Consider the following 21,508-nt stretch of genomic DNA (forward strand, 5'->3'; position numbering starts at 1 on the left):
GTGGCGGCCGTGGTCGATGCGTTCGAGATGCATCCCGCGCAGGCGGGAATGTTGCTGCATACGCTGATGGAGCCGCGCTCGGGCATCTATTTCGAGCAGCTCTGGTGCAGTCTCGACGGCGAACTGGACGTCGAGGCGTTTCGCGCTGCGTGGCGGCGCGTGATCGAGCGGCATGACGTCTTGCGTACCGAATGTCACTGGATCGACCTGCATCGCCCCGTCCAGGTCGTTTACGATCACGCCGAACCGGAATGGCATATCGAGGACTGGAGCGGCCTCGATTCGAGTGCCCAGGACGTCGCCTTTGAGGAATGGCTCAAGGCGGATCGACAGCGTGGTTTTCGCATGGACGAGGCTCCGTTGCTCCGTTTCGCCCTGTTCCGGCTTGCCGGGAACCGGCACCGCTTCGTCTGGAGCTTCCACCATCTGTTGATGGACGGGTGGTGCGGCGCGTTGCTCGTACGCGAAATGTTGCGGCTTTACGCGGGCCAGCAGCCTGCGGCAGCCCCAACTCCGTACAAGCATTATATCGATTGGCGCGCCGCACAGGATGCTGGGGCGGCTGAAGCCTACTGGAGGAACGAGCTTGCCGGGCTCGATGGCCCGACCGCGATCACGATCGCAAAGGGAACGTCGGAGGCAAGCGAAGCGGTAGAACTGCGGGCGACGCTGTCACAGGAGTGCGCGGAGCGGCTGCGGACGCTCTCGCGCTCACGGCGATTGACGTTCGCGACCATCCTGCAAGGGGCGTGGGCCTTGCTCCTGGCGCGCTATGGTGAGCAGGACGACGTGGTTTTCGGGGCGGTGCAGTCGGGGCGACCGGCTGACCTGCCCGGAGCGGAAGACATGATCGGCCTGTTCCTCAACACGGTGCCCGTCCGCGTTCGGGTCGATGCCGACGGGAAGCTGGATTCCTTGCTGGAGGCCATCCAAGCCGGACAGGCCGGCCGGGAGCGCTTCGGGCATATCGGCCTTGCCGGCATCCAGCGTTGCAGCGGCCTTGGCGCCACGACATCCTTGTTCGACACGCTCGTCATCGTCGAGAATTATCCGCTCGGAATACTCGACGCGGTCGAGATGGAGGGACGCGCGCTTCGCATCGGCGATGCTGGAAGTCATGAGCGAACCAATTTTCCGCTCACCCTGCGCGTTTTTCCGGGTGCGTCGGTCGAACTGGTTCTCGGTATCGATCCCTTGCAGATGGATCCGGAGGCCGCGCGCCGGCTGCTCGGACATTACGAGACGATCCTCAACGCATTCTGCGAACGGCCCGATGCGCGATTGTGCGAGCTGGACATGGTGGGGGCGGAGGAACGCGATTGCCTGCTGTCGCGCGGCCGTGGTCCAGCGTGCGCCGTGCCGTCGCCGCTTCCCCATCAGATCGTCGCGCGGGCGGAAGCCACACCCGGCGCCGTCGCGATCGAATTCATCGGAGAGCAGGGGAGGCGGATCCTCACCTGTTCGGAGCTCGTCTCGCGCGCTGGAAAGCTGGCAACCACGCTGCGAGAAAGACAGCTCGATCGCGGGGCGGTGGTCGCCGTATGGATGGAGCGCAGCCCCGATCTGATTGTCGCTCTGCTTGGCGTGATGATGAGCGGCGCGGCCTATCTTCCGATCGACCCAGACTATCCGGACGAGCGCATCGACCACATGCTGCGGGACGCGGCGGTAGGGCTGATCGTCACCGACGCGATCAATGCCGGACGCGCGGAGCGGGTGTATGACATCGACGTTCTGGTGCCCGGCGGCCATGCCGCGCTTGCGGCAACGCTCGAGATGGGTTCGGTCGAACCGGAGGACATGGCTTATCTGCTCTACACAAGCGGCAGCACCGGCAGACCCAAGGGCGTGCCGATATCGCATCTCAACCTTGCCAATCTGATCGCCGCCATGTGTGAGCGGCCGGGGATCGGGGCCCGTGACCGGATGTTGGCCGTGACGACGGTCGGGTTCGATATTGCCGGCCTCGAAATTTTCGGCCCGCTCGTCTCGGGGGGTACCCTGGTGCTCACCGACGCGGCGACCTGTCGAGACGGGGTGCGTCTCGCGCGATTGATCGAGGAGACGGACGCCACCGTCATGCAGGCCACGCCGAGCGGATGGCGGATGCTGCTCAACGCCGGATGGCAGGGAAAGCCGGATCTCAAGATGTTATGCGGCGGCGAGGCGCTTGACAGCCGGCTCGCGACGACGCTTCTGAACCATGGTGGGGAGCTGTGGAACATGTACGGGCCGACGGAGACGACCATCTGGTCGGCGGCGCTCAAGGTGGAGCCCGAATTGCTGGAAGGCCACGCCGTTCCGGTCGGCGGCGCGATTGCAAACACCCATCTGCTGCTGCTCGACGGACGTGGCGCTCCAGTGCCCATGGGCGTGGCGGGGGAATTGTGCATCGGTGGACTGGGCCTGAGCAGCGGTTATCGGCGGCGACCGGAGCTGACCGCGCGAAAATTCGTTCCAAATGGCTTCTGTTCGGCTTCCTACGACCAGGCGGTACTTTACCGCACTGGGGACCGTGCCCGCTGGCGCGCCGACGGACATATCGAGTTCCTCGGTCGCATGGACAATCAGGTCAAGCTGCGCGGTCATCGTATCGAGCTCGACGAGATCGAGGCGAGGCTTGTCTCATTTGCCGGCGTGGCGCAGGCGCTCGTGCATGTCGCCGATGACGGTATCGGGGCCCGTCTGGTCGCCTATCTGAAATGGCGGGACGCCGAGCCGGACGGGGCCGCGGCTCTGTTACGCGCGCATCTCCAGACGACGCTTCCGGCCTATATGCTGCCTGCCGCCTATGTATCGCTCGCCGCCTTTCCGTTGACGCCGAACGGCAAGGTCGACCGCAAGGCGCTGCCTGCGCCCGGGTTGGCGCCAACGCCTCCGCCCGACGTCGACCTCCGCTTCGACGAGCCGGCCGCGTCGGTGGCCCGGATCTGGTGTGACGTGCTCGATCTAAATCGGGTCGGACCGAAGGACAATTTCTTCGAGATCGGCGGACATTCGCTGCTGGCGGTCAACGTCCAGCGGCTCATCGGTGAGCAGTTCGACGTCGATCTCCCGGTCGCCGATCTGTTCAGATTTCCGACACTGGAGACGCTTGCCGCCCATCTGGAGACCAAACTTGGCGGCGACGTGGCTGCCGCGGAATTACCCGACCGGGGCAAAATGCGCGCGGCGGGGCGCGAGCGGCTCATGCAGCGGCGTCTGAGCCAGCGGCCGGTCCGGGTCTGATCGGGCGCCCGTGTCGGTCGAGCCTCTCGCGCAGAGTTCTTCAGATGCCTTGATGACAGAGCCTCACGCTCTGGCCGCCGCGCATGCCCAAAGGGAGGAGACGCGTCGCGCGACGCTTTTCAAGCTCAGCTTTCCTCTGTTCCTGAATTCGCTGCTGAATTTCGGCGTCATGCTGCTCGATACCATGATCATCAGCGCGCACTCCGCCGATGCGGCGGCGGCGGTCGCCATAGCGAACCAGATCCTGATCGTCGCGCTGGAGCTTTCCACCGCGCTCGGCACCGGAGCCGTGATCGTTATCGCTCACCATCTCGGCCAAGGTGACCGTGAGCGGGCAGAGCGCGTGGCCGCGATCGCCGTCACCGCCAACACGCTTTTCGGATTGCTCGTGGGGCTGTTCACCGCGCTGGCCGCGCCGGTGGTGCTGTGGCTTCTCGGCACGCCGGAAGCCATGGCGCCCGATATACGCCTCTATGTCGGCGTGGTGGGGATCGCCATGGCATTCAACGGGTTCGCGACGGCCGCCACCGCCTCGTTGCGTGGTTTCGGCCGCAGCCGGACGATCGCCTTGCTCGGCCTGTTCGCCGCGACTTTCTATATCGCGGCCGAATATGTCCTCATTCTTGGCTGGGGTCCGATACCGGCATTGGGTGTATTGGGGTCGGGGCTCGGTACGCTGCTGATGCGGATCGCGGCTGCCGTTGCACTCCTGCTTATCCTTGCGCGCGGGCTCGGCCTGAGCCTGCCGCATCGCGAGGCGTTCTCGGACTGGCGCCTGCTGCGCCGCCTCTTCGGCCTGTCGATGCCCAGCGTCTCCGACTACATCGCCTATGGCTGCTATCAGTTGATCCTGCTCGGTTTCATCACCGGGTTCGGTATAGTCGCCGTTCTCAGCCGCGCCTATGTGATGATCGCCGTCACCTTCTTCATCTTCGTCATCATGGCCGTGAGCCAGGGCAACGAGGTGCTGCTGGGGTACCGGCGCGGCGCGGGCGAGGCCGGGCAGGCGTTTGCACAGGCGTTGCGCTCCAGCATCGTCGCGGCGGTTCTCGCTACTTTTTTGGCTATCCTCCTTTATCTGTTCGCGGACTTGTTCTTCGCGCTCTTCACCGACGATCCGGCGGTGGTGGTGCTGGGTACGGAACTGGCGCTGCTGACCGTGCTGCTGCAACCCGGCTTCGCGTTCAACACCGTCCTTTTCCAGTCGTTGCGCGCGGTCGGCGACGTCCGCTGGCCGGTCATGGTCAGCCAGGGGATTACCTGGGGCCTGAGCCTGCCGCTGGCCTGGTTCCTATGCCTGCATCTCGGTTACGGCGTGGTCGGCGTGTGGTATGCGATGATCGTCGAGGAAACGATCAAGGGCATCGCGATGCTGTGGCGCTGGCATGACCGCAAATGGGTCCGGCATGTCGTTCTTTGAGGATATTGCCGAAAGCGAGATCCACCTGCACATGGTGGACGAGGCCGAGATCGCCCAGAATCGCCTCGACTCCTATCGCGAAGTCATGTCGGACGACGAGCATCAGCGTTGCGACAGATTCCATTTCGAGCGCAATCGCCGACAGTTCACGATCACCCGAGCCTTGCTGCGCTTCACCTTGTCACAATACGTACCAGGGGTCGCGCCGCGCGACTGGCGGTTCACGCGCAATGGGCATGGCAGGCCGGCCATCGCCAACGAGATCGGGCAGGCTCTCGATTTCAATCTTTCCCACACGACGGGCCGTGCGGTGATCTCCGTGTCGCGCTCGACCTTTGTCGGCGTGGATATCGAATGGCGTGGCAGGGAGATCGAAAGCGCCGATCTTGCCCGTCACTTTTTTGCCGCGGAGGAAACGGCGGACCTTCCAGACGTCGCGGTCGCACGCGACCGGCGCTTCTTCATGCTCTGGACTCTCAAGGAAGCCTATGTGAAGGCGCTGGGGAGGGGGCTTTCGATCCCGCTCGACAGTTTCTGCATAGGCTTTCCGGAAGAGGATGCAATCAGCCTCCGTGTCGACGATCCCCCGGACGCGCCGTTCGGCTGGCGGCTCTGGACGCTCGATGCCGGTGGGGATTACGCCCTGTCCGTGGCTGCCAAAGCGGCTGAGCCGTGGCGACTTCGGCTTTTTCGCAGCGTGCCGATGTCGATCGCGCAGGAGATCGAATGCCATATCCTGCGTAGTCTCTAGGTCTTCGAGCAAAGCGCGGCCATCTTCTATTGCGCTTCAAAAGTCGAGTGTTGTACTCATCTTCGATGAAGATAACCCCTGAGATCATTTTCGACGGAGCGTCGGAACGTCTCGCCATTGCCGATGGCGAAGCCGGCCTCCGCGCGGCCTTGAAGCTCCAGGAAAAGGTCTCGTCCCAGACCATGGCGGATATAGGCGCGCTTGCGCCGGGCTGGACACGCGCTGATCTGCTCTTCGGCGACGATGCCGCGCTGGAAGACATGCTGGACTATCAGGCCGGCTTCGCCGACGAGATGGACCTCAAGACGCGCGCGGCATACCACATCACGGAATACAGCAACCGTTTCGCGCTGGTGGCCGTGGCGCCGTTCGTCGGTTTCGGCCTCGTGCCGGATTTCCGCCCGGCCAGCGTCGCGCTTTCCCATGACACACGTCCCTTGCAACTGAAGACGCGCTTGGTCGACGAGCGGCTGACGCGTCTGCGCTTCCTGTCGGAACGAGCAGCGACTTCGGACGCCCTGGTGGCGCAAGGCGCTGCCGCTGCCGAAGCACGAGCACTGCTGCGCGATCTCCTGCGGCAGGGCGTGGAAGCACATTTTGAGCCGCTGATCTCGGGGTTGCATCGCAAGACCAGCTTGTCGGAGAGCGCGATGTGGCGGCTGGTCGGCGATTCGCTTGGCGCACGCTTTCTAGATGCAGGCCAGTATTTCGACCGGCTGGAAGAAGCCAAGAGCGACGCTCTGGCGATCCTGAAACATCGCGGATCGCCGCTGAACAACCGGCAGCTGCACTATTTCGAGGTCACGGTGAGGGACGATGCCGACCCCGACCGGGTCCTGGCCCGGCGCACCTTCCGGGCGCGCGGCGGATGCTGCCGTTTCTACACGGTGGAAGGCGGGCATCTATGCTCCACCTGCGTGCTTCAGAAGCCAGCGGATCGCGATCGAATCGTCGAGGCTGGCATGAGGCGGCATCTCGGCCTTGCCCCGCGTCCGGAAGACGCCGTTGTAAACGGCGACGCGCCGGGTTAAGTCAAAACATGAGATAGATAATCCAGTTTACGGGCCCATGCGTATCATCCTTGCGATCCTGTTCACCGCCATCGGCGTCCTGTCCGCCTTCGCTTGCGACGGGCGGCTGCTGACGGAAGGCGTCTTCAATCCGCCCGTTTGCATTCCTGAAAATCCGCAGCGGATTGTAACGCTTGATGCCTATTACAATCTCGGGATGGGGCTGGAGCTCGGAGCTCCCATTATCGGCGCGCCTCTCTTCGCGATGGACGATGACGCCTTGCAGGCCACCGCGAAGGAGCGCGGCGTCGCGGATATCGGCAGTTCCAGCCAGCCGAGCGTGGAGGCGATCATCGGGCTCAAGCCGGACCTTATCCTCGGCGATGCCTTCATGCATGCGCGCGCCTACGACATCGCGCAAAAGATCGCGCCGACGGTTCTGATCGAGGCGCAGGACTGGAAACAATATTATGCGCTGGTCGCCGACTTCACTGGGCGCAAGGGCGAGGCCGACATCGAATTCGACGCCTATGAAAAGCGGGCGGCCGACATCCGGGCACGAATGCCGGAGGTCAAAGTGTCCGTCGTGCGTATCATTCCGGGCGGCTTTCAGGTCTATGTCGACGGGCCGGGTTCCTACGGTCCGTTCAGCATCCTGCGCGAGGCGGGCGTGACGCGAACCGTCTATGAAACCGTCAGCGACGACACCGTGCTCAAGCGCCCCGACTGGGAAGGGCTCGCTGCGCTGGATGGCGACATCCTCCTTTATATCGTCGGCGGCGGGCACGACAACGATCCGAGCGGGCGCCTCGAAACGGAAACGCTGAACAATCCGCTCTGGCAGATGCTGCCGGCGGTGGCGGCGGGCCGCGCCTATCGGGTCGATCCCGCCACCTGGATGGAGTTCAGCGGTCTCGCGTCGGCCAATCGCGTGCTCGACGATGTCGAGCGCTACGTTCTCTCGAATAAGTGAATGGCCGGGTGATCGGGACTTCGGCCCATAGCGGCGTGACCGGGGGTTCGGTCGGAAAAAACGCGACCCTTCTGCTGCTTGCCGGTCTGCTGGCGGTTGCCGGTGTGTGGGCAATGACCGTGGGCACCTCCGACCTTGCAGCTAGCGAGGTCGTCGATGCGCTGGTACGTTTCGACGGGTCCAGGGAGCATACGGTGGTGATTTACGTGCGACTGCCGCGCGTGCTTGCCGGGATACTGGTCGGAGCGTCTTTCGCGGTGGCCGGCGCGATTATGCAGGCTGCGACCAACAATCCGCTGGCTTCGCCGGATCTGCTCGGCATCAACGCCGGCGCCGCCTTCTGCGTGGTCATGTCGATCATCCTGTTCAACACGGATTCCAGTGCGGTGCATGCCTGGTTCGCCTTTGCGGGAGCGACCGCGGCGGCGGTCGCCGTCTACACCGTGGCTTCGTTCGGCGTCGGTGGGGCCACGCCGCTGAAGCTGCTGCTGGCCGGGGCGGTCTTCAGCGTCTTCCTGACGTCGCTCACCACGGCGGTGTTGATCTTCGACCAAGGTGCGCTGGACCAGATAAGGCTATGGGCCGTCGGGTCGCTCGCGGGGCGTCCGCTCTCCAGCTCGGTGGCCATCGCGCCTTACACGATCCTGGGAATATTGGCCGCCTTATTGTTTCGCCGTCAGATCACCACGTTGAGCCTTGGGGCCGAGATCGCGCGCTCGATCGGCCAGAACGCGGTTCTCTGGCGGGCTATCGCGGCCGGCATCGTCGTCATTCTGGCTGGCAGTGCCGTGGCCCTTGCCGGCCCGATCGCCTTCGTCGGGTTGGTCGTGCCGCATATCGCGCGCATGACCATGGGCGTCGACTATCGCTGGATCATACCTTTCAGCGGTCTTTTCGGGGCGTTGCTCGTGGTGAGCGCGGACGCCGTCGCGCGTCTGCTGATGCCTTCGCAAAGTCTCCCGGTGGGTGTGACCATGGCGCTGATCGGCGCGCCGTTCTTCATCTATCTCGCGCGCTCCAGGGCGGACGCACGCGCATGATCCGTCCCGTAACCCTGCTCGTGCTGGCGATCATGTCGCTGCTGCTGGTATCGCTGGTTCAAGGCGATTATCCGGTCCCGCTTACGGAACTGTGGCAGGTGCTGCGCGGCGATCCGGCTGTCGGCGCGGAAATCGACATGATCGTGCTCGACCTGAGGCTGCCGCGCGCCGTGCTTGCCTTGCTTGTCGGCGCGGCATTGGGCGTAGCCGGGGCGATTACGCAGGCCGTCATGCGCAACCCGCTCGCGGAGCCGGGCCTGTTGGGCATCAACAGCGGCGCGGCGCTTGCGGCGATGATCATCATCGTCGGCATGAACCCGGCGCCCGATCACCTGGTTCCGGCCGCGAGCTTCGCCGGCGCCGCGGCCATGACGCTCGCCGTCTACCTGCTTGCATGGCGCAACGGCACCAGTTCGCTGAGACTCATTCTCATCGGTATAGGGCTCTCCTCGCTCGGTGGCTCGGCGACCGCCTTTCTGAGCGCGTTTGGCGACGTGCGTGACGTGCAGCGCGCCATGGTCTGGCTCGCCGGCAGCATCTATGACGCTTCTTGGGCGAAAGTGCAGACGTTGTTGATGTGGGCGGGCCTTCCGTTTGCTCTCGTGTGGGCAAGCGCGCGGCAGCTCGACACGATAAGCTTTGGCGACGAGACGGCGCGCTCGCTCGGCCAACCCGTCGACCGCGTGCGTCTCATGATGATCGCCGCCTGCACGCTTCTATCGGGTGCGGCCGTCGCCGTCTCGGGGCTCATTGGTTTCGTCGGGCTGATCGCGCCGCATCTCGCGCGGCGCATCGTCGGGCGCAGCCATGTCAGGCTGGTGCCGGCTGCCGCGCTTCTCGGCGCAGTTCTCGTCATGGCGGCCGATCTGGTGGGGCGTACGATCATCGCGCCCGCGCAGATCCCGGCCGGCATCCTCACCGCGCTGCTGGGCGCACCTTTCTTTGCCTTTTTGATGTGGGAGCGGCGTCATGTTGCAGCATGAGCGGCAGGGCCCGGCCTCTCTGTCGGCCACGGGCGTTGCGATCGGCTACGGGCGCACGCGCGTCGTCGGCGCCCTGGACCTGACCATCGAGCCCGCGGCCTTCACCGTCCTCGTCGGGCCGAACGGCAGCGGCAAGTCCACGATCCTGCGTGCGCTCGCCGGCCTTCTGCCGGTGGAGGCTGGGACGATCGAGCTGAACGGACAGTCGATCGCGAGGTTGTCGATCAAGCAACTCGCGCGCCATGTCGGCGTGCTGGCGCAGAATCCGCGCGCGCCCGAGGGGCTTACGGTCGCCGAGCTGGTGCAGCAGGGCCGCTACGCGCATCGAAGCCTGTTCGGCCGTTGGTCTGAGGCGGATCAAGTGGCATGCACCGAGGCACTCGAACTCACGCATATGGGGGAGTTCGCGGGGCGGCCGCTGGACAGCCTGTCAGGCGGGCAAAGGCAGCGCGCCTGGATCGCGATGACGCTGGCGCAGCAGACCGAGATCCTGCTTCTGGACGAGCCGACGACCTTCCTCGATCTAGGCCATCAGATCGAGGTTCTCGACCTCGTCGTCAAGCTCGTGCGGGAACGACGCAAGACAATTGTCGCCGTGCTCCACGATCTCAATCAAGCGGCGCGCTATGCGGACCGGCTGGTGCTGCTGAAGGAAGGATCCATCGTCTCGGAGGGAACGTCCCACGACGTTATGAGCCGCGAGCACATACGTGATGTCTTCGGCGTCGACGCCTCCATCATCCCCGATCCCTATACGGGTGCGCCGATGTGCATCCCGGCTCTCGGAACGAGAGTTTGTCCCGACAATGGTTAAACTGTGACCGCGCTGCAACAGTCCGGTCGCCCGGCAGGGCACGGCGGCAAAATATGATTGATACAGTCAAGATTTAATCTAAGGTTCCCCGGATTGCTTGTGAGGGAGCTGGGGATATGAATATTTTCTGTAAGTCGAGCCGTGAGGCGCTGCGGAGCGTGAGCGTCGCAGCCTTGCTCGTGGCGCCGGTGGCGGGAAGCGCCATGGCCCAAGAGGCGCAAGGTGAAGTGATCACGCTCGACGGGATCGTCATCTACGGTTCGAAAGATGCCGGAACGCTGGGCGATACGTCCGCGAGCGTAGGCGTCGTAACGGCGAAGGATATCGAGGACGGTCAGATCAACAGCTTCCGCGATGCGTTTCGCCGCCTCGGCAACGTTCTCGACGCGGCCTGGGCTGATTCCGGTTTCATTATCCGCGGCATGAGCTCCGAAGGCTTGGTGCCGGGAGGCGCGCCGGTCGGCTCCTTCTATGTCGACGGAGTCCTGCAGACCTTGGACGGCACGCGTCGCGGCGCGCGCGGCCTTTGGGACGTGGAGCAGGTCGAGGTCTATCGTGGCCCGCAGTCCACGCAGAGCGGTCGCGCGGCGATGGCTGGCGCGATATATCTCAAGACGAAGGATCCGACCTTCGACAGGCAGCTGGAATTTTCCGGTACCGGTGGTACGAACAGCCTGCTCGGTACGGCGTTCATGATCAACACGCCGCTGGTCGAGGATCAGGTCGCGATGCGCATATCCGGTGCGTTCCAACGCAGCAAATCGGACCTTAATTTTCCCGATTACGAGCGGTTCGAGCGGTACGACGAACTCTCCGAGGACCTCTACTACAATATTCGCGGCAAACTATTGCTGACGCCGGCCGAGCTAGAGAGCACGCGCGCGCTCCTCAGCTATTCGTTTGCCCACGACGCACCGACAACCCGCGACATCGGCTCGGGCCCGGGCTTCAACCTCGACGATGATCGCGGCGACTTCAACGTTCCCTATTATACCGAGGTCCGTTCGACGCGCGTTCACAATGCCGGCCTGGAGATAACACACGACCTGTCGGATAGGCTGCGCTTCACTTCGATGACCGGCCTGACCAACTCCTATACGGATCGCCCCTCCGTCAATGAAGGCACCGCTGGCGAAACAAACGTCTTCAAGGGCTATCAGGACGATCTGCTCTTCACCCAGGAAGCGCGGCTGAACTACGAAGGAGAGAGGCTCACCTGGGTCGCCGGCGTCTACGGAAGCTACCAGCATTACGATACGCTCTTCGATCGGACCATGCCGATCCCGGGATTTCCGGCGTTTTCGGTCAACGACCGCAACACGATGAAGCGCGACACTTCCAATCTGGCCGCCTTCGGCGAACTCAGCTACGAATTCGCTCCAACCTGGAACGTCATCCTCGGGGGGCGTGCCGACTACACGTGGCAGGATGCGGAACATCACAATGTGAGGTCGGCCGTCCTGCTTCCCACCCCGCAAGTTGTCGACTATTCTACACAGATCGAGGAGTTCAATTTCGTTCCAAAGGTCGGCTTTTCGAAGGATTTCGGAGAGGTGCATACGGCCGGCGTGACCTACTCGCAGGGCTTCCGCACCGGTGGATATGTATTCGACAGCAGGACGCAGGACGTCTACTCCTACGATCCCGAGAAGGCGCACAATGTGGAGCTGTTCTACAAGGGACGTTTCCTGGATGATCGCCTCACCCTGAACGCGAACGTCTTCTACACCAAATATACCGACCAGCAGATCGAGATCCGTCCCGATCCCAGTGACCCGTTCTACCGCATCACCACGAATGCCGCCTCGTCCCAAAGCTACGGCTTCGAGATCGAGCCGACCTTCCAGGTCACGGATCAGTTCTCGACCTTCATGTCGATCGGCTATGTCCATACCGAGTTTCTGGATTTCGACCATGCGGTTTACGGCGATCTCAGCGGCACGCCTTTCCCGGAGGCCCCGGAATGGACCATTGCGCTGGGTGGGCGCTACGAGTTCCAGAACGGGTTCTATGTCGGGGCGGATGCGAAATACGTCTCCAGCTTCCTGACGCGCTTCGGTGCCGCCCCGCAGGAGCGGCTCGACGGCTACGCGGTCGTCAACCTGCAGGCCGGCTATCGCGCGGAGAACTGGGAGATCAACGCTTTCGCCGAGAACCTGTTCGACGAACGCCACTACACTTACTACGATCTGGATTCCGGCAACGAATATGCGACCTTGGGTGCACCACAGACCTTCGGCATCAACATGAAGGCGAGGTTCTAGGCGATAACGTTTCCGGCTGGCTTTGGTGCATTCGGGGCATGAAAAAGGGTGTGGGCGGCGATGTCTCGTGGGAGAACCATGAGCTTTCTCGGGCCGGCGACGACGGCTTGAAAGTCGAGGGACACCCAGCATCATCCGTCTTGAGTGCTCGCGCATCCGACCAAATGGGTCGGCCCCCGCCAGGTAAGGCGGATCAAAAGAGCAAGGCGAGGCTCCTCCAGATCAGCGGGATCGCGGAACCGGAAAGGACGACATAGATCAGCATATCGAACACGCGTCGTTCGAGTCGGCCGGCTATGGCATTGCCCGCATAAAGTCCGAGCGCCGCGGGGATCAGCGCGAAGACGCCCGCGCCCAGATTGGCGCGGGTGGCCATGCCGGTGGCGACCAGCAGGGATAGCTGGATGCAGATGAACAGGAAGAACATCGAAGCGAGGCAGAACATGAATGCACCTCGCGACAACCGGCCGGCATGAAAGAAGGTCGCGCCGACGAGACCGGATAGCCCGGTGGCGCCCTGCAGCAGTCCGGCCGAAAAGCCGGCCACCGGGGCAATCTTTCGGGTTTGTGCCTCGGAAAGCTTGAACTCGGGCGCGCTCAGCCGAAGCAGCAGATAGACGACGACCGTGATGCCGAGCGCGAGGTCAAGATATTCGGCCGATATGCTCGACAGAAGCCAGGTTCCCGGCAGGATGCCCAGAGCCCCGGCGGTCAGGAAGGAGGGCAGGAAACCGGCATTCGACCGCTCCTGCCTGAACTGCCAGATCTGCCATGCATTCGTAGCGAACATAGGTAGAGCCACGATCGTCACGGCCTGGGGGATGCCGATGAAGATCGACAGGACCGGAATGGCGATCATCGGCAGACCGAGACCGGCCGCGCCTTTGACGATTCCGCCGCCGAGCAGGGAGACGAAGACGAGGGCGAGGAGGGTCAGGGACATTCGCTCTTTTTCGGATGGGATGAACGGATGTGCCTCTTTCGGGCGGTTCAGACGAGGGAAATCTCTTCGACGCTGCTGACGATGCGTCTGATGCCGCGCAGCGCCCCTTCCAGCTCGGTCAGGCTCGAAGCCCCACCGAGGCACAGGCGGACGCCGTTGAGCTGGTTTCCGTTTCCGCCACCCACCGCACTGGAGGCGGCAAGGCGTATCCCCGCGCTGTAGGCCTGGGCGATGAGGGTATCCAACGTTCTGCCTCGCGGCAGCTCAAGCCAGACATGGAAGCCGCCGGCCAACGAGACAGGAGAAAGCCATTCGCCCAGGATGAGCTTGGCTGCGTCCTGTCGCCTCGTCGCCTCGACCCGCTTCCGCTCCGCCTGTTCCGCCAGGTGACCGCCGCGGATCGCCCTGCTGACCACTTCGGCCATGGTCGGCGTCGCCATCCAGCCCGTGGCGCGAAGCGAGTTGATTGCCTGTCCCCGGAAGGAATCGGGGGGGACCAGAGCCCCGATCCGTAGGCCGGGGGCCAGGCATTTGGCAAAGCTCACGGCGTAGAAGGAGCGTTCGGGAATGCGCGCCGAGATCGACGGCTGCGGCGTGGGTGGCAGAAATCCATAGGCGTCGTCCTCGATGAGATAGGCGTCGTGGCGGCTCACCACCTCCGCGATTGCTTCGCGCCGCTCCTGGGGCATGGTGCGCGCCGTTGGCGTCTGGTAGGTCGGCATCATGTAGACGACCCGCGCCTGCGTTTCCCGGAATGCCGCGTCCAGCGCGTCCGGAAGCAGTCCATGGCGGTCCATCGCCACTCCGTGAATGTGGTAGCCGGCCATCGTCGACAAGGCAGTGATGCCGGCGTAGGTCAGTTCCTCGGTCAGGATCGTGTCGCCCGACGCCGCCACCATGGACATGCCCAGGAACAGGCCGTGCTGGGCTCCGTGCGTTATGAAGGCGCGGTCCGCCGGTACGGGATATCCGGTCGTGGCCAGCCACTCGGCGACTGCCGCCCGATGCTCGGCTAGTCCCTGATGCGGCAGATATCCGCACAGCCTGTGGATCGTCCTGTCCGCGGCGATTTCCGCAAGGAGGCCCTCCACCAGTTCCGTCGCGCCCGTATCCGGAGGAGCGTTCAGCGCGAGGTCGACGAAGCCGCCCGCCTGCTCGGCTTTTGGACTGTGCTTGCCAGTCTTGGCGCTAACGTAGGTGCCACGACCCACCTGACCGCTGATCAGCCCGCGACGTTCCGCCTCCGCATAGGCGCGGGATACCATGCCGACGCTGACGCCGAGATGATTGGCAAGCTCGCGCTGCGGAAGAAGTCGCGTGCCGTCGTGGAGGTGCCCCGAGGCGATATCGCGTTCGAGCGCTTCCACGATCGCCGTGTAGCGAAGCGCCTCCTGCTTCTCCAGAACAGGTATCCATTCACCCATTCAATGTACCCGTCCTTGCGTTACCTTCTGGCGGGATAGGCCATGCAAGCCATTTCCGCAATGGGAATGTCACCGATGTACCCAGTTATTGTTCCTGTTATAACGGCGCACAGCCAATAAATCGAGAACAATCTAGAAATATGGTGCGATTGTAGCATATCATATGTTGACATTGAGTGGGATCAATTTATAGCCTTCAGCCAATTGCCCGCATCGAGGGCATGAGGAGGCTGAAGGAGGTTCCGTGATCTACGAAGTGCGCGTGTATGAGGCCGCAGACGGCAAGGCCGAGGCCATGAGGCGGCGTTTCGAGCAGGAGGTCGCCCCGCGTTTTCCCGGCTTTGGCATAGAGCTGCTGGGTGCCTTCGTTGCTCCTGAAGAGGACGGAAAGCTGACCTACGTGACCCGCTTCCCGAATGAGGAAGCACGCAAGGCGGCTTGGGAGCGTTTCGGTTCCGATCCGGATTGGAAGCGGATCAAGACGGCCAGCGAATCCGACGGCCCGCTCCTGGCGCGGCAGACCGTTTCGGTGCTGTCTCCTGCTTTTGCGGGCCTGCCGTTGGGCTGAGCAGCGGCGCAGGCAAGCGAATGGAGGAGTTCCGATGAAGCCAGCCCCCTTTGACTATATCCGTCCCGACACCGTCTCGAACGTCTGTGCGCTCCTGGCGGACAATTTCGATGCACGGATCATTGCCGGCGGCCAGACGCTCATACCCATGCTGGCCATGCGGCTTGCCCGGCCGACGCTCCTGATAGACGTGGCTCGCATCGCCGAGTTGCGCAGGATCGAAATCGATGGCGACCACCTGGTTATCGGCGCTGCGACGCGGCAGGCCGAGGCCGAAGCGTCGCCTGATATCGCTCGGTATGTGCCGCTGCTGCACGCCGCGCTTCCCTGGATCGGACATGCTCCCACACGCAGCCGCGGCACGGTCGGCGGCTCCATAGCCAACGCCGATCCGTCGGCCGAGATCCCGCTGGTGGCCGTGACGCTTAGGGCAGAGATCATCCTTCGCGAGGGCGAGGACGAATTCATCGTTCCTGCCGAGGATTTCTTCATCGGCGCCATGGTGACGGCGGCTGCGCCCGAGGCTTGTCTGACCGCGGTGCGCCTGCCGGTCTGGAACGGGGCTGTGGGTGTGGGCTTCCAGGAAATCAGCGCGCGCCGCAGCGATTTCGCCTTTGCTTCCGCCGCCGCCCAGCTCTCTCTCGACCCGGAGGGGCGGATATCGCGCATCGTCCTCGGTGTCGGCGGTGTTGAGGACCGACCGGTGGCGATCGATCTGGGCGAAGTCGCCGGCGAGGTACTCGATCGGCGGCGTCTGAGCGATGCGGTCGCATCGGGAATCGAAGCGCTCCATGCGGAGACCGATCTCCATGCCAGCGCGGCCTATCGCAAGCGTGCGGCACTCGATCTCGCTGTCAAGGCCGTGGTTCAGGCGCATTCGAACGCGTCGGCAGCATTGGAGACGAGGCGATGAAGGTCGAGCTGAATGTGAACGACAGAATGGTCGAGATCGACGTCGAGCCTCGCAAGACCCTGCTGGATGCGCTGCGCGACGATCTTCGGCTGACCGGCACGCATACGGGCTGCGAGCACGGGGTCTGTGGCGCCTGCACGGTGCTCGTGGACGGCGCGCCGGTGCGTGCCTGCCTCATGCTGGCGGTTCAGTCGGACGGACACGAGATCACCACCATCGAAGGCTTGGCTCCGGCTCCAGGTGAATTGAGCGTTCTGCAAGATGCATTCTGCGAGACGCACGGCATGCAGTGCGGCTACTGCACTCCGGGCATGATCCTGACGGCGCACGCGCTGCTGCAGAAGAACGTGACACCGTCGCGCGAAGAGATCGTCGACGCCATATCCGGGAATATCTGCCGCTGCACCGGCTATGGCCAGATAGTGGAAGCCATCGAGTTTGCCGCCGAGCGCCTGGCCCGCGCGAACGAACCGCGCGCGGCGGCTGCGGAGTGACCGACATGAACGCTCCGTCCAAACCCTTCCGCTTCGTCTCTTCCAATCGCCGCGTACGTGAGGATCGTCGCTTCGTGGCCGGGAAGGGGCGCTATGTCGCCGACATCGTCCTGCCCGACATGCTGCATGTGGCGCTTGTGGCGTCGCAATATCCGGCCGCGCGCATCGTCTCGATCGACTCCTCCCAAGCTTTGGCCGCGGATGGTGTGCACGCCGTGCTGACCGGTGAGGATCTGGCGGCGGCGACCGACCCCCTGATGAACGGCCTCGATACACCCCGGGTGAAGCGCTATCCGCTCGCCGTGGATCAGGCCCGGTACTCGGGAGAATGGGTGGCGGCCGTGGTCGCGGACAGCCGGGCGCTTGCCGAGGATGCGGCGGAACTCGTGCGTGTCGATTATGACCCGGTGGCGCATGTTGTCGATGTCGAGGAGGCCATGGGCAGCGGAAGCCCTCTGGTGCATCCCGCGCATGGCACGAATGTCCTTCTCGATAAGACCTTCAACTGGGGAGAGGTCGACCGCCACTTCTCGGAGGCGGCGCACCAGCTCGACTTCCGCGTCACCTGGGGGCGCAATTCGACCGTTCCGATCGAGACCTTCGGTGTCGTCGCGCAGTGGGATCCCTGGGCTGAGATGCTGGACGTCTGGGCGTCGATCCAGATGCCGAAATATTCGGACCAGATCGCGCGGGCCCTGCGTATCCCGCTCAACAAGGTCCGGGTGCATCAGGATGTCGATGTCGGTGGAAGTTACGGCGTTAAGCGTGGCATCAAGCACACCGTGCTTGCCGCTCATCTCGCCCGCACGCTTGGCCGACCGGTTCGCCTGATCGAAGACCGGCTGGAGAATATGCGGGCGGGCGACGCGCATGGTCCAGAGCGTATCTTCGACGTGTCGGTCGCCTACGAGACCGATGGCCGCATCCGCTCGATGAAGATGCGCGCCACCGACAATGTTGGCGCCTATGCCGGCCGCGCTCCTTTCCAGCTCGGCAAGCCCATCGGCGCAATCGTCGGCCCCTACCGCATCGAGAGCGTTCGTTATCAGGCACGTTCGGTCATGACCAACAAGACCGTTCAGGAAGCCGTCCGCGGCTTTGGCCAGTCGCCGACCAATTATGCGATTGAGACGGCCGTGGACAAGGTCGCCGCGGCGCTCGGCATGGATCGGCTCGAAGTGCGTCGGCGCAACTTCATCGAGTCTGATCAGTTCCCTTACCTCATCCCGTCGGGAACGCGCTACGACAGCGGCGACTATCACACCGTCGCGCGGAAGGTCGTTGACGCGATCGACTACAAGGCGCTGATCGAAGAGCGAGACCGTCTGCGCGGGGAAGGTCTCCTTGCGGGTATCGGCATCGCATCCTGTCTGGAGCCCAGCGGCGGCAACTCGTCCTTCGAGCCACTGCTCAACGAGAAAAACGAGACAACCACCTGGATGGATTCGTGCCGGATCAACGTCGACGGCCTCGGCTATGTCACGGCGACGATCCACACTACCTCCGCGGGGCAGGGGCACGAGACGCTGACCTCGACCGTGCTCGGGGAGGTGCTGGAGATCGACCCTGAACGGATCCAGATCGTTCGCCCCGATACGCTCTCCAGCCTGCCGTCGAATTCGCCGGTCGGCAGCCGCATGGCCATCATGCTGGGAGGCGCCGCCTTCAAGGCCGCCGAGAAGTTGAAGCAACAGCTCGTCGCGATTGGTGCTCATCGGCTGGGCTGCGAGGCGGACGATGCGCGGTATGAGGCCGGGGCCGTCATCGCTCCGGACGGAAAGCGGATCGAATGGGCCGAACTCGTCAACATCGCCCACCGGCGCTATCACGATCTGCCGCCGGGCATGACGCCAGGACTTGAGGCGACCCACATCATGCAGGTCCCCACGGGCGGCAAGCTGCCCGAGGACGGTCGGGTGCAGATGTATCCGTGCCACTCCTTCGAATTCCACATGCTGCTGGTGGCGATCGACCCGGTCCTCGGCAAGCCCGAGATACGCCGCTACGTGATCGGCCACGACTGCGGCACGGTGATCAATCCGCATATCGTCAAGGGCATGACCCTGGGCGGCATCGCCCACGGGCTCGGGGCCGCATTGCTGGAGGAATTCGCCTACGATGCGGAGGGCCAGCTGCTCGCCCAGAGCTTCATGGACTATCTCCTGCCTTCCTCGCACGAGGTGCCCCATGTCGAGATCGTGCATCACTGCACGCCATCGCCCTTCACCGTGTTCGGCCAGAAGGGTTCCGGCGAAAGCGGCTATCTCGGCGCCCCGGCCGCCATTTCCGGCGCGATCAACGATGCCGTTCGCCATCTCGGCATCGGCTTCCATTCCCTACCGATCAGAATCTCGGCCATCGGCGACACCGTGGCCGAAGCATCCGACACTTTGAAGAAAGACTGACTGCGATGATCATAGACGCCCATGCTCATTTCGTGCCTCAGGACCTGCTCGCCGCGATCCGCGAGCAGCGCTCGGCATTCCCATCCGTCCGCCTGGTCGAGGACGGCGCCAGCCTCGGATTCTCCTTCGCAGGGCACAAGCCGACGCGGCCGGTCTCCAAGCCGTTGACCGACCTCGAGGGCCGTCTCAAATGGCTCGACGAGCAGGGCATAGACCGCCAGGTCTTCGGCGGCTGGCTCGATATGTTCGGCTATGAGATTCCTGTATCGGAAGGCGCGGCTTGGTCGCGGCTCATCAACGCGCATCTGATGGCGGCGGCAAAGGCCGAGCCACGCCTGATCCCGCTTGCCACCGTCCCGCTGCAGGACGGCGCGGCCGCGGCTGAAGTCCTGCAGGAGGCGCACCGCGTCGGCTTCGCGGGCGCGATGATCGGCACTCAGCCGAAGGGACGCGGCGGCGTGCTCGACGATCCCGATCTCGACCCGTTCTGGAAGACGGCGTCCGATCTGGGCTCGGTGATCTTTATTCACCCTGTCTTCGAGAGCGGTGACGAGCGCGTTCACGATTACGGCATGGCGAATGCGGTCGGGCGCATCACCGATACGCTGATCGCGCTGTCACGCATCATCTATTCCGGTCACGTCCAGCGTTATGCTGGTGCCAAGATCGTTGCGGGCATCGGTGGAGCGGCCCTGCCTTACGTGGTTGGCCGCCTACGGCGCAACTTCAGCCTCGATCGCGACAAACTTGGCGATCCGGACGCCGCGCTTGCCTCCTTCTATTACGACACGATCGTCCAGGACACACGCGCCTTGCGCTTTCTCAGCGACGTCGTCGGGCCTGATCGCATCATGATGGGCTCGGACATGCCGTTCCCCATCGGCGACCTCGCTCCGCTCGGGATTGTCGACGAAACCGGCTTCGACGACGCGGAAAAGGCTTCGATCAATGGCGGTCTGGCCGCGCGGCTGCTCGGGCTGGAGGCTGCCTGATGAAGCTCGACATCGGTGGGAACGAAACCTTCTCTATTTCCCGGCAGAAACTCTGGGAAGCGCTGAACGATCCGGACGTGCTCACCCGCTGCATTCCCGGTTGCAAGGCGATGACCGAGACGGCGCCCGACGCCTATCGCGTGGAGATGCAGCTTCGCGTGGCCGCCGTCGGCGGCTCCTTCGAGGGTGCGATCGCGTTGAAGGACAAGGAACCGCCCAGCGTCTGCACCATCTCCGTTTCCGGCCAAGGCACTCTGGGTAATGGAAAGGGCGACGCCCGCTTCGAGATCGTCGAGCTGGAAGACGGTGGCTCGCGTCTCGACTACAGCGGCGTCGGCGAGGTCGGCGGGCTTGTCGCCGGCGTTGGTCAGCGCATCCTGGGCAGCGTCTCGCGCAATCTCATCGGTCGTTTCTTCACCGGCCTGCGCAAGGAACTTGAAGCCGCGCCGGGAGGCAAGGCATGAATGCTCCGCATTCCCATGGTGCCGCTCGTGGCAAGCCCGTCGAGGTGACGGTTGGCGGCGACGCGCGCATCGCCTTCCTGGACGAGGGCGGCGATGAACCGCCGATCCTGTTCTCGAACTCGCTGGCCGCGGACTGGCGCATGTGGGACGCGGTCTGCTCCCAGCTCGGCGACATACGCCGCATCCGGTACGATACGCGCGGGCACGGTCGCTCGTCGCCGTCGAACGGCGCCTTCGACATTTCGGATGCCGGAGCGGATGCGCTCGCCGTCCTCGACGCCTGCGGCGTCGAGCGGGCCCTTGTTTGCGGCCTTTCGCTTGGCGGGGCGGTCGGCATGTGGATGGCGATCCATGCGCCCGACCGGATCGTCGGCCTGTGCCTTGCAAACACTGCGATGAGTTTTCCAACGCCCGCGATGTGGGAGAGCCGGGCGAGCGTGGCGCGGGCCGATGGAATGGCGCCGCTCGTTGGACCCTCGCTGAAGCGTTGGTTCACGCCGGCTTTCGCCACCGCCAATCCGGATCTGATGAAAGAGGTCGCGGCGATGATCGAGACGGTGACGCCGGAAGGCTATGCCTTATCCTGCGAGCTTCTCAAGACGCTCGATCTCGAGGCCGGCCTCGCCAAGATCGCGTGCCCGGTGAAGGTCGTCGCCGGAGCGTCGGATCCTTCCACCCCGCCAACGCGCGCGCAGGAAATCGTGGAGCGCATCCCTGGCGCCGAACTCGTCGTGATGGAAGCGGCGCATATGAGTGCCGTCGAGCAACCGGATCGTCTCGCCAGCACTCTGAGGGAGCTTCGCCGGACATTGAACCAATAAC

General features: G+C 63.9%; 18 protein-coding genes. 16 read left to right on the forward strand and 2 right to left on the reverse strand.

Annotation, left to right across the window (positions count from 1 at the left end; translation table 11 throughout):
- The 9 genes from XW59_RS10960 (at position 1) to XW59_RS11000 (ending at position 12,483) form a co-directional block, all read left to right on the forward strand.
- The gene (locus tag XW59_RS10960; RefSeq protein ID WP_052958124.1) at positions 1–3,228 is read left to right on the forward strand and encodes a non-ribosomal peptide synthetase; all 3,228 of its coding nucleotides are present in this window, start codon (positions 1–3) and stop codon (positions 3,226–3,228) included.
- 52 nt (positions 3,229–3,280) lie between these two features.
- The gene (locus tag XW59_RS10965; protein WP_047145244.1) at positions 3,281–4,648 is read left to right on the forward strand and encodes an MATE family efflux transporter; all 1,368 of its coding nucleotides are present in this window, start codon (positions 3,281–3,283) and stop codon (positions 4,646–4,648) included.
- Positions 4,635–5,399 (forward strand): 4'-phosphopantetheinyl transferase superfamily protein, encoded by a 765-nt coding sequence (locus tag XW59_RS10970; RefSeq protein ID WP_047145243.1) that lies wholly within the window; start codon positions 4,635–4,637, stop codon positions 5,397–5,399. Before XW59_RS10965 ends, XW59_RS10970 begins: the two co-directional genes overlap by 14 nt.
- Positions 5,400–5,464: 65 nt before the next feature.
- Complete coding sequence (locus tag XW59_RS10975; RefSeq protein WP_047145242.1) at positions 5,465–6,430, forward strand: (2Fe-2S)-binding protein; 966 nt, start codon at positions 5,465–5,467, stop codon at positions 6,428–6,430.
- A 37-nt stretch (positions 6,431–6,467) separates the two neighbouring features.
- On the forward strand, positions 6,468–7,382 hold the full coding sequence (locus tag XW59_RS10980) for an iron-siderophore ABC transporter substrate-binding protein (RefSeq protein WP_047145241.1): 915 nt from the start codon (positions 6,468–6,470) through the stop codon (positions 7,380–7,382).
- Between the two features lie 8 nt (positions 7,383–7,390).
- Positions 7,391–8,422 carry an iron ABC transporter permease gene (locus tag XW59_RS10985; protein ID WP_246666059.1) on the forward strand — a complete coding sequence of 344 codons (1,032 nt, stop codon included), beginning with the start codon at positions 7,391–7,393 and terminating at the stop codon, positions 8,420–8,422.
- Complete coding sequence (locus XW59_RS10990) at positions 8,419–9,405, forward strand: iron ABC transporter permease (RefSeq protein WP_047145239.1); 987 nt, start codon at positions 8,419–8,421, stop codon at positions 9,403–9,405. Before XW59_RS10985 ends, XW59_RS10990 begins: the two co-directional genes overlap by 4 nt.
- A complete protein-coding gene (locus XW59_RS10995; protein WP_047145238.1) occupies positions 9,392–10,219 on the forward strand; it encodes an ABC transporter ATP-binding protein in 828 nt (275 codons plus the stop codon). Before XW59_RS10990 ends, XW59_RS10995 begins: the two co-directional genes overlap by 14 nt.
- Positions 10,220–10,335: 116 nt before the next feature.
- Positions 10,336–12,483 (forward strand): TonB-dependent receptor, encoded by a 2,148-nt coding sequence (locus XW59_RS11000; protein WP_082137549.1) that lies wholly within the window; start codon positions 10,336–10,338, stop codon positions 12,481–12,483.
- A gap of 193 nt (positions 12,484–12,676) precedes the next feature.
- Here the strand turns inward: XW59_RS11000 and XW59_RS11005 are convergent, their stop codons facing one another.
- Both XW59_RS11005 and XW59_RS11010 read right to left on the reverse strand, forming a co-directional pair.
- Entirely contained in the window at positions 12,677–13,426 is a 750-nt protein-coding gene (locus XW59_RS11005) for a sulfite exporter TauE/SafE family protein (RefSeq protein WP_047145237.1), read from the reverse strand.
- 47 nt (positions 13,427–13,473) lie between these two features.
- The gene (locus tag XW59_RS11010) at positions 13,474–14,850 is read right to left on the reverse strand and encodes a PLP-dependent aminotransferase family protein (RefSeq protein ID WP_047145236.1); all 1,377 of its coding nucleotides are present in this window, start codon (positions 14,848–14,850) and stop codon (positions 13,474–13,476) included.
- 244 nt (positions 14,851–15,094) lie between these two features.
- Here XW59_RS11010 and XW59_RS11015 point away from each other — a divergent pair, with 244 nt between their 5' ends.
- From XW59_RS11015 to XW59_RS11045, 7 genes are read left to right on the forward strand one after another with little or no spacing between them, the layout of a single operon-like run.
- Positions 15,095–15,418: an NIPSNAP family protein gene (locus XW59_RS11015; RefSeq protein ID WP_052958122.1), complete on the forward strand. Its 324-nt coding sequence runs from the start codon at positions 15,095–15,097 to the stop codon at positions 15,416–15,418.
- Positions 15,419–15,452: 34 nt separating this feature from the next.
- A complete protein-coding gene (locus XW59_RS11020; protein WP_047145235.1) occupies positions 15,453–16,331 on the forward strand; it encodes an FAD binding domain-containing protein in 879 nt (292 codons plus the stop codon).
- Positions 16,328–16,825 carry a (2Fe-2S)-binding protein gene (locus XW59_RS11025; RefSeq protein ID WP_170990125.1) on the forward strand — a complete coding sequence of 166 codons (498 nt, stop codon included), beginning with the start codon at positions 16,328–16,330 and terminating at the stop codon, positions 16,823–16,825. The genes XW59_RS11020 and XW59_RS11025 overlap by 4 nt, the downstream gene beginning before the upstream one ends.
- 5 nt (positions 16,826–16,830) lie before the next feature.
- Positions 16,831–19,230 (forward strand): xanthine dehydrogenase family protein molybdopterin-binding subunit, encoded by a 2,400-nt coding sequence (locus XW59_RS11030; protein WP_047145335.1) that lies wholly within the window; start codon positions 16,831–16,833, stop codon positions 19,228–19,230.
- 5 nt (positions 19,231–19,235) lie between these two features.
- The gene (locus XW59_RS11035; RefSeq protein ID WP_047145233.1) at positions 19,236–20,222 is read left to right on the forward strand and encodes an amidohydrolase family protein; all 987 of its coding nucleotides are present in this window, start codon (positions 19,236–19,238) and stop codon (positions 20,220–20,222) included.
- Positions 20,222–20,686: a carbon monoxide dehydrogenase subunit G gene (locus XW59_RS11040; protein ID WP_047145232.1), complete on the forward strand. Its 465-nt coding sequence runs from the start codon at positions 20,222–20,224 to the stop codon at positions 20,684–20,686. The genes XW59_RS11035 and XW59_RS11040 overlap by 1 nt, the downstream gene beginning before the upstream one ends.
- Positions 20,683–21,507 (forward strand): alpha/beta fold hydrolase, encoded by an 825-nt coding sequence (locus XW59_RS11045; RefSeq protein WP_052958121.1) that lies wholly within the window; start codon positions 20,683–20,685, stop codon positions 21,505–21,507. Before XW59_RS11040 ends, XW59_RS11045 begins: the two co-directional genes overlap by 4 nt.
- The last annotated feature ends 1 nt before the right edge of the window (position 21,508 follow it).

Source organism: Aquamicrobium sp. LC103 (genome assembly GCF_001014615.2).
Lineage (GTDB): Bacteria > Pseudomonadota > Alphaproteobacteria > Rhizobiales > Rhizobiaceae > LBCQ02.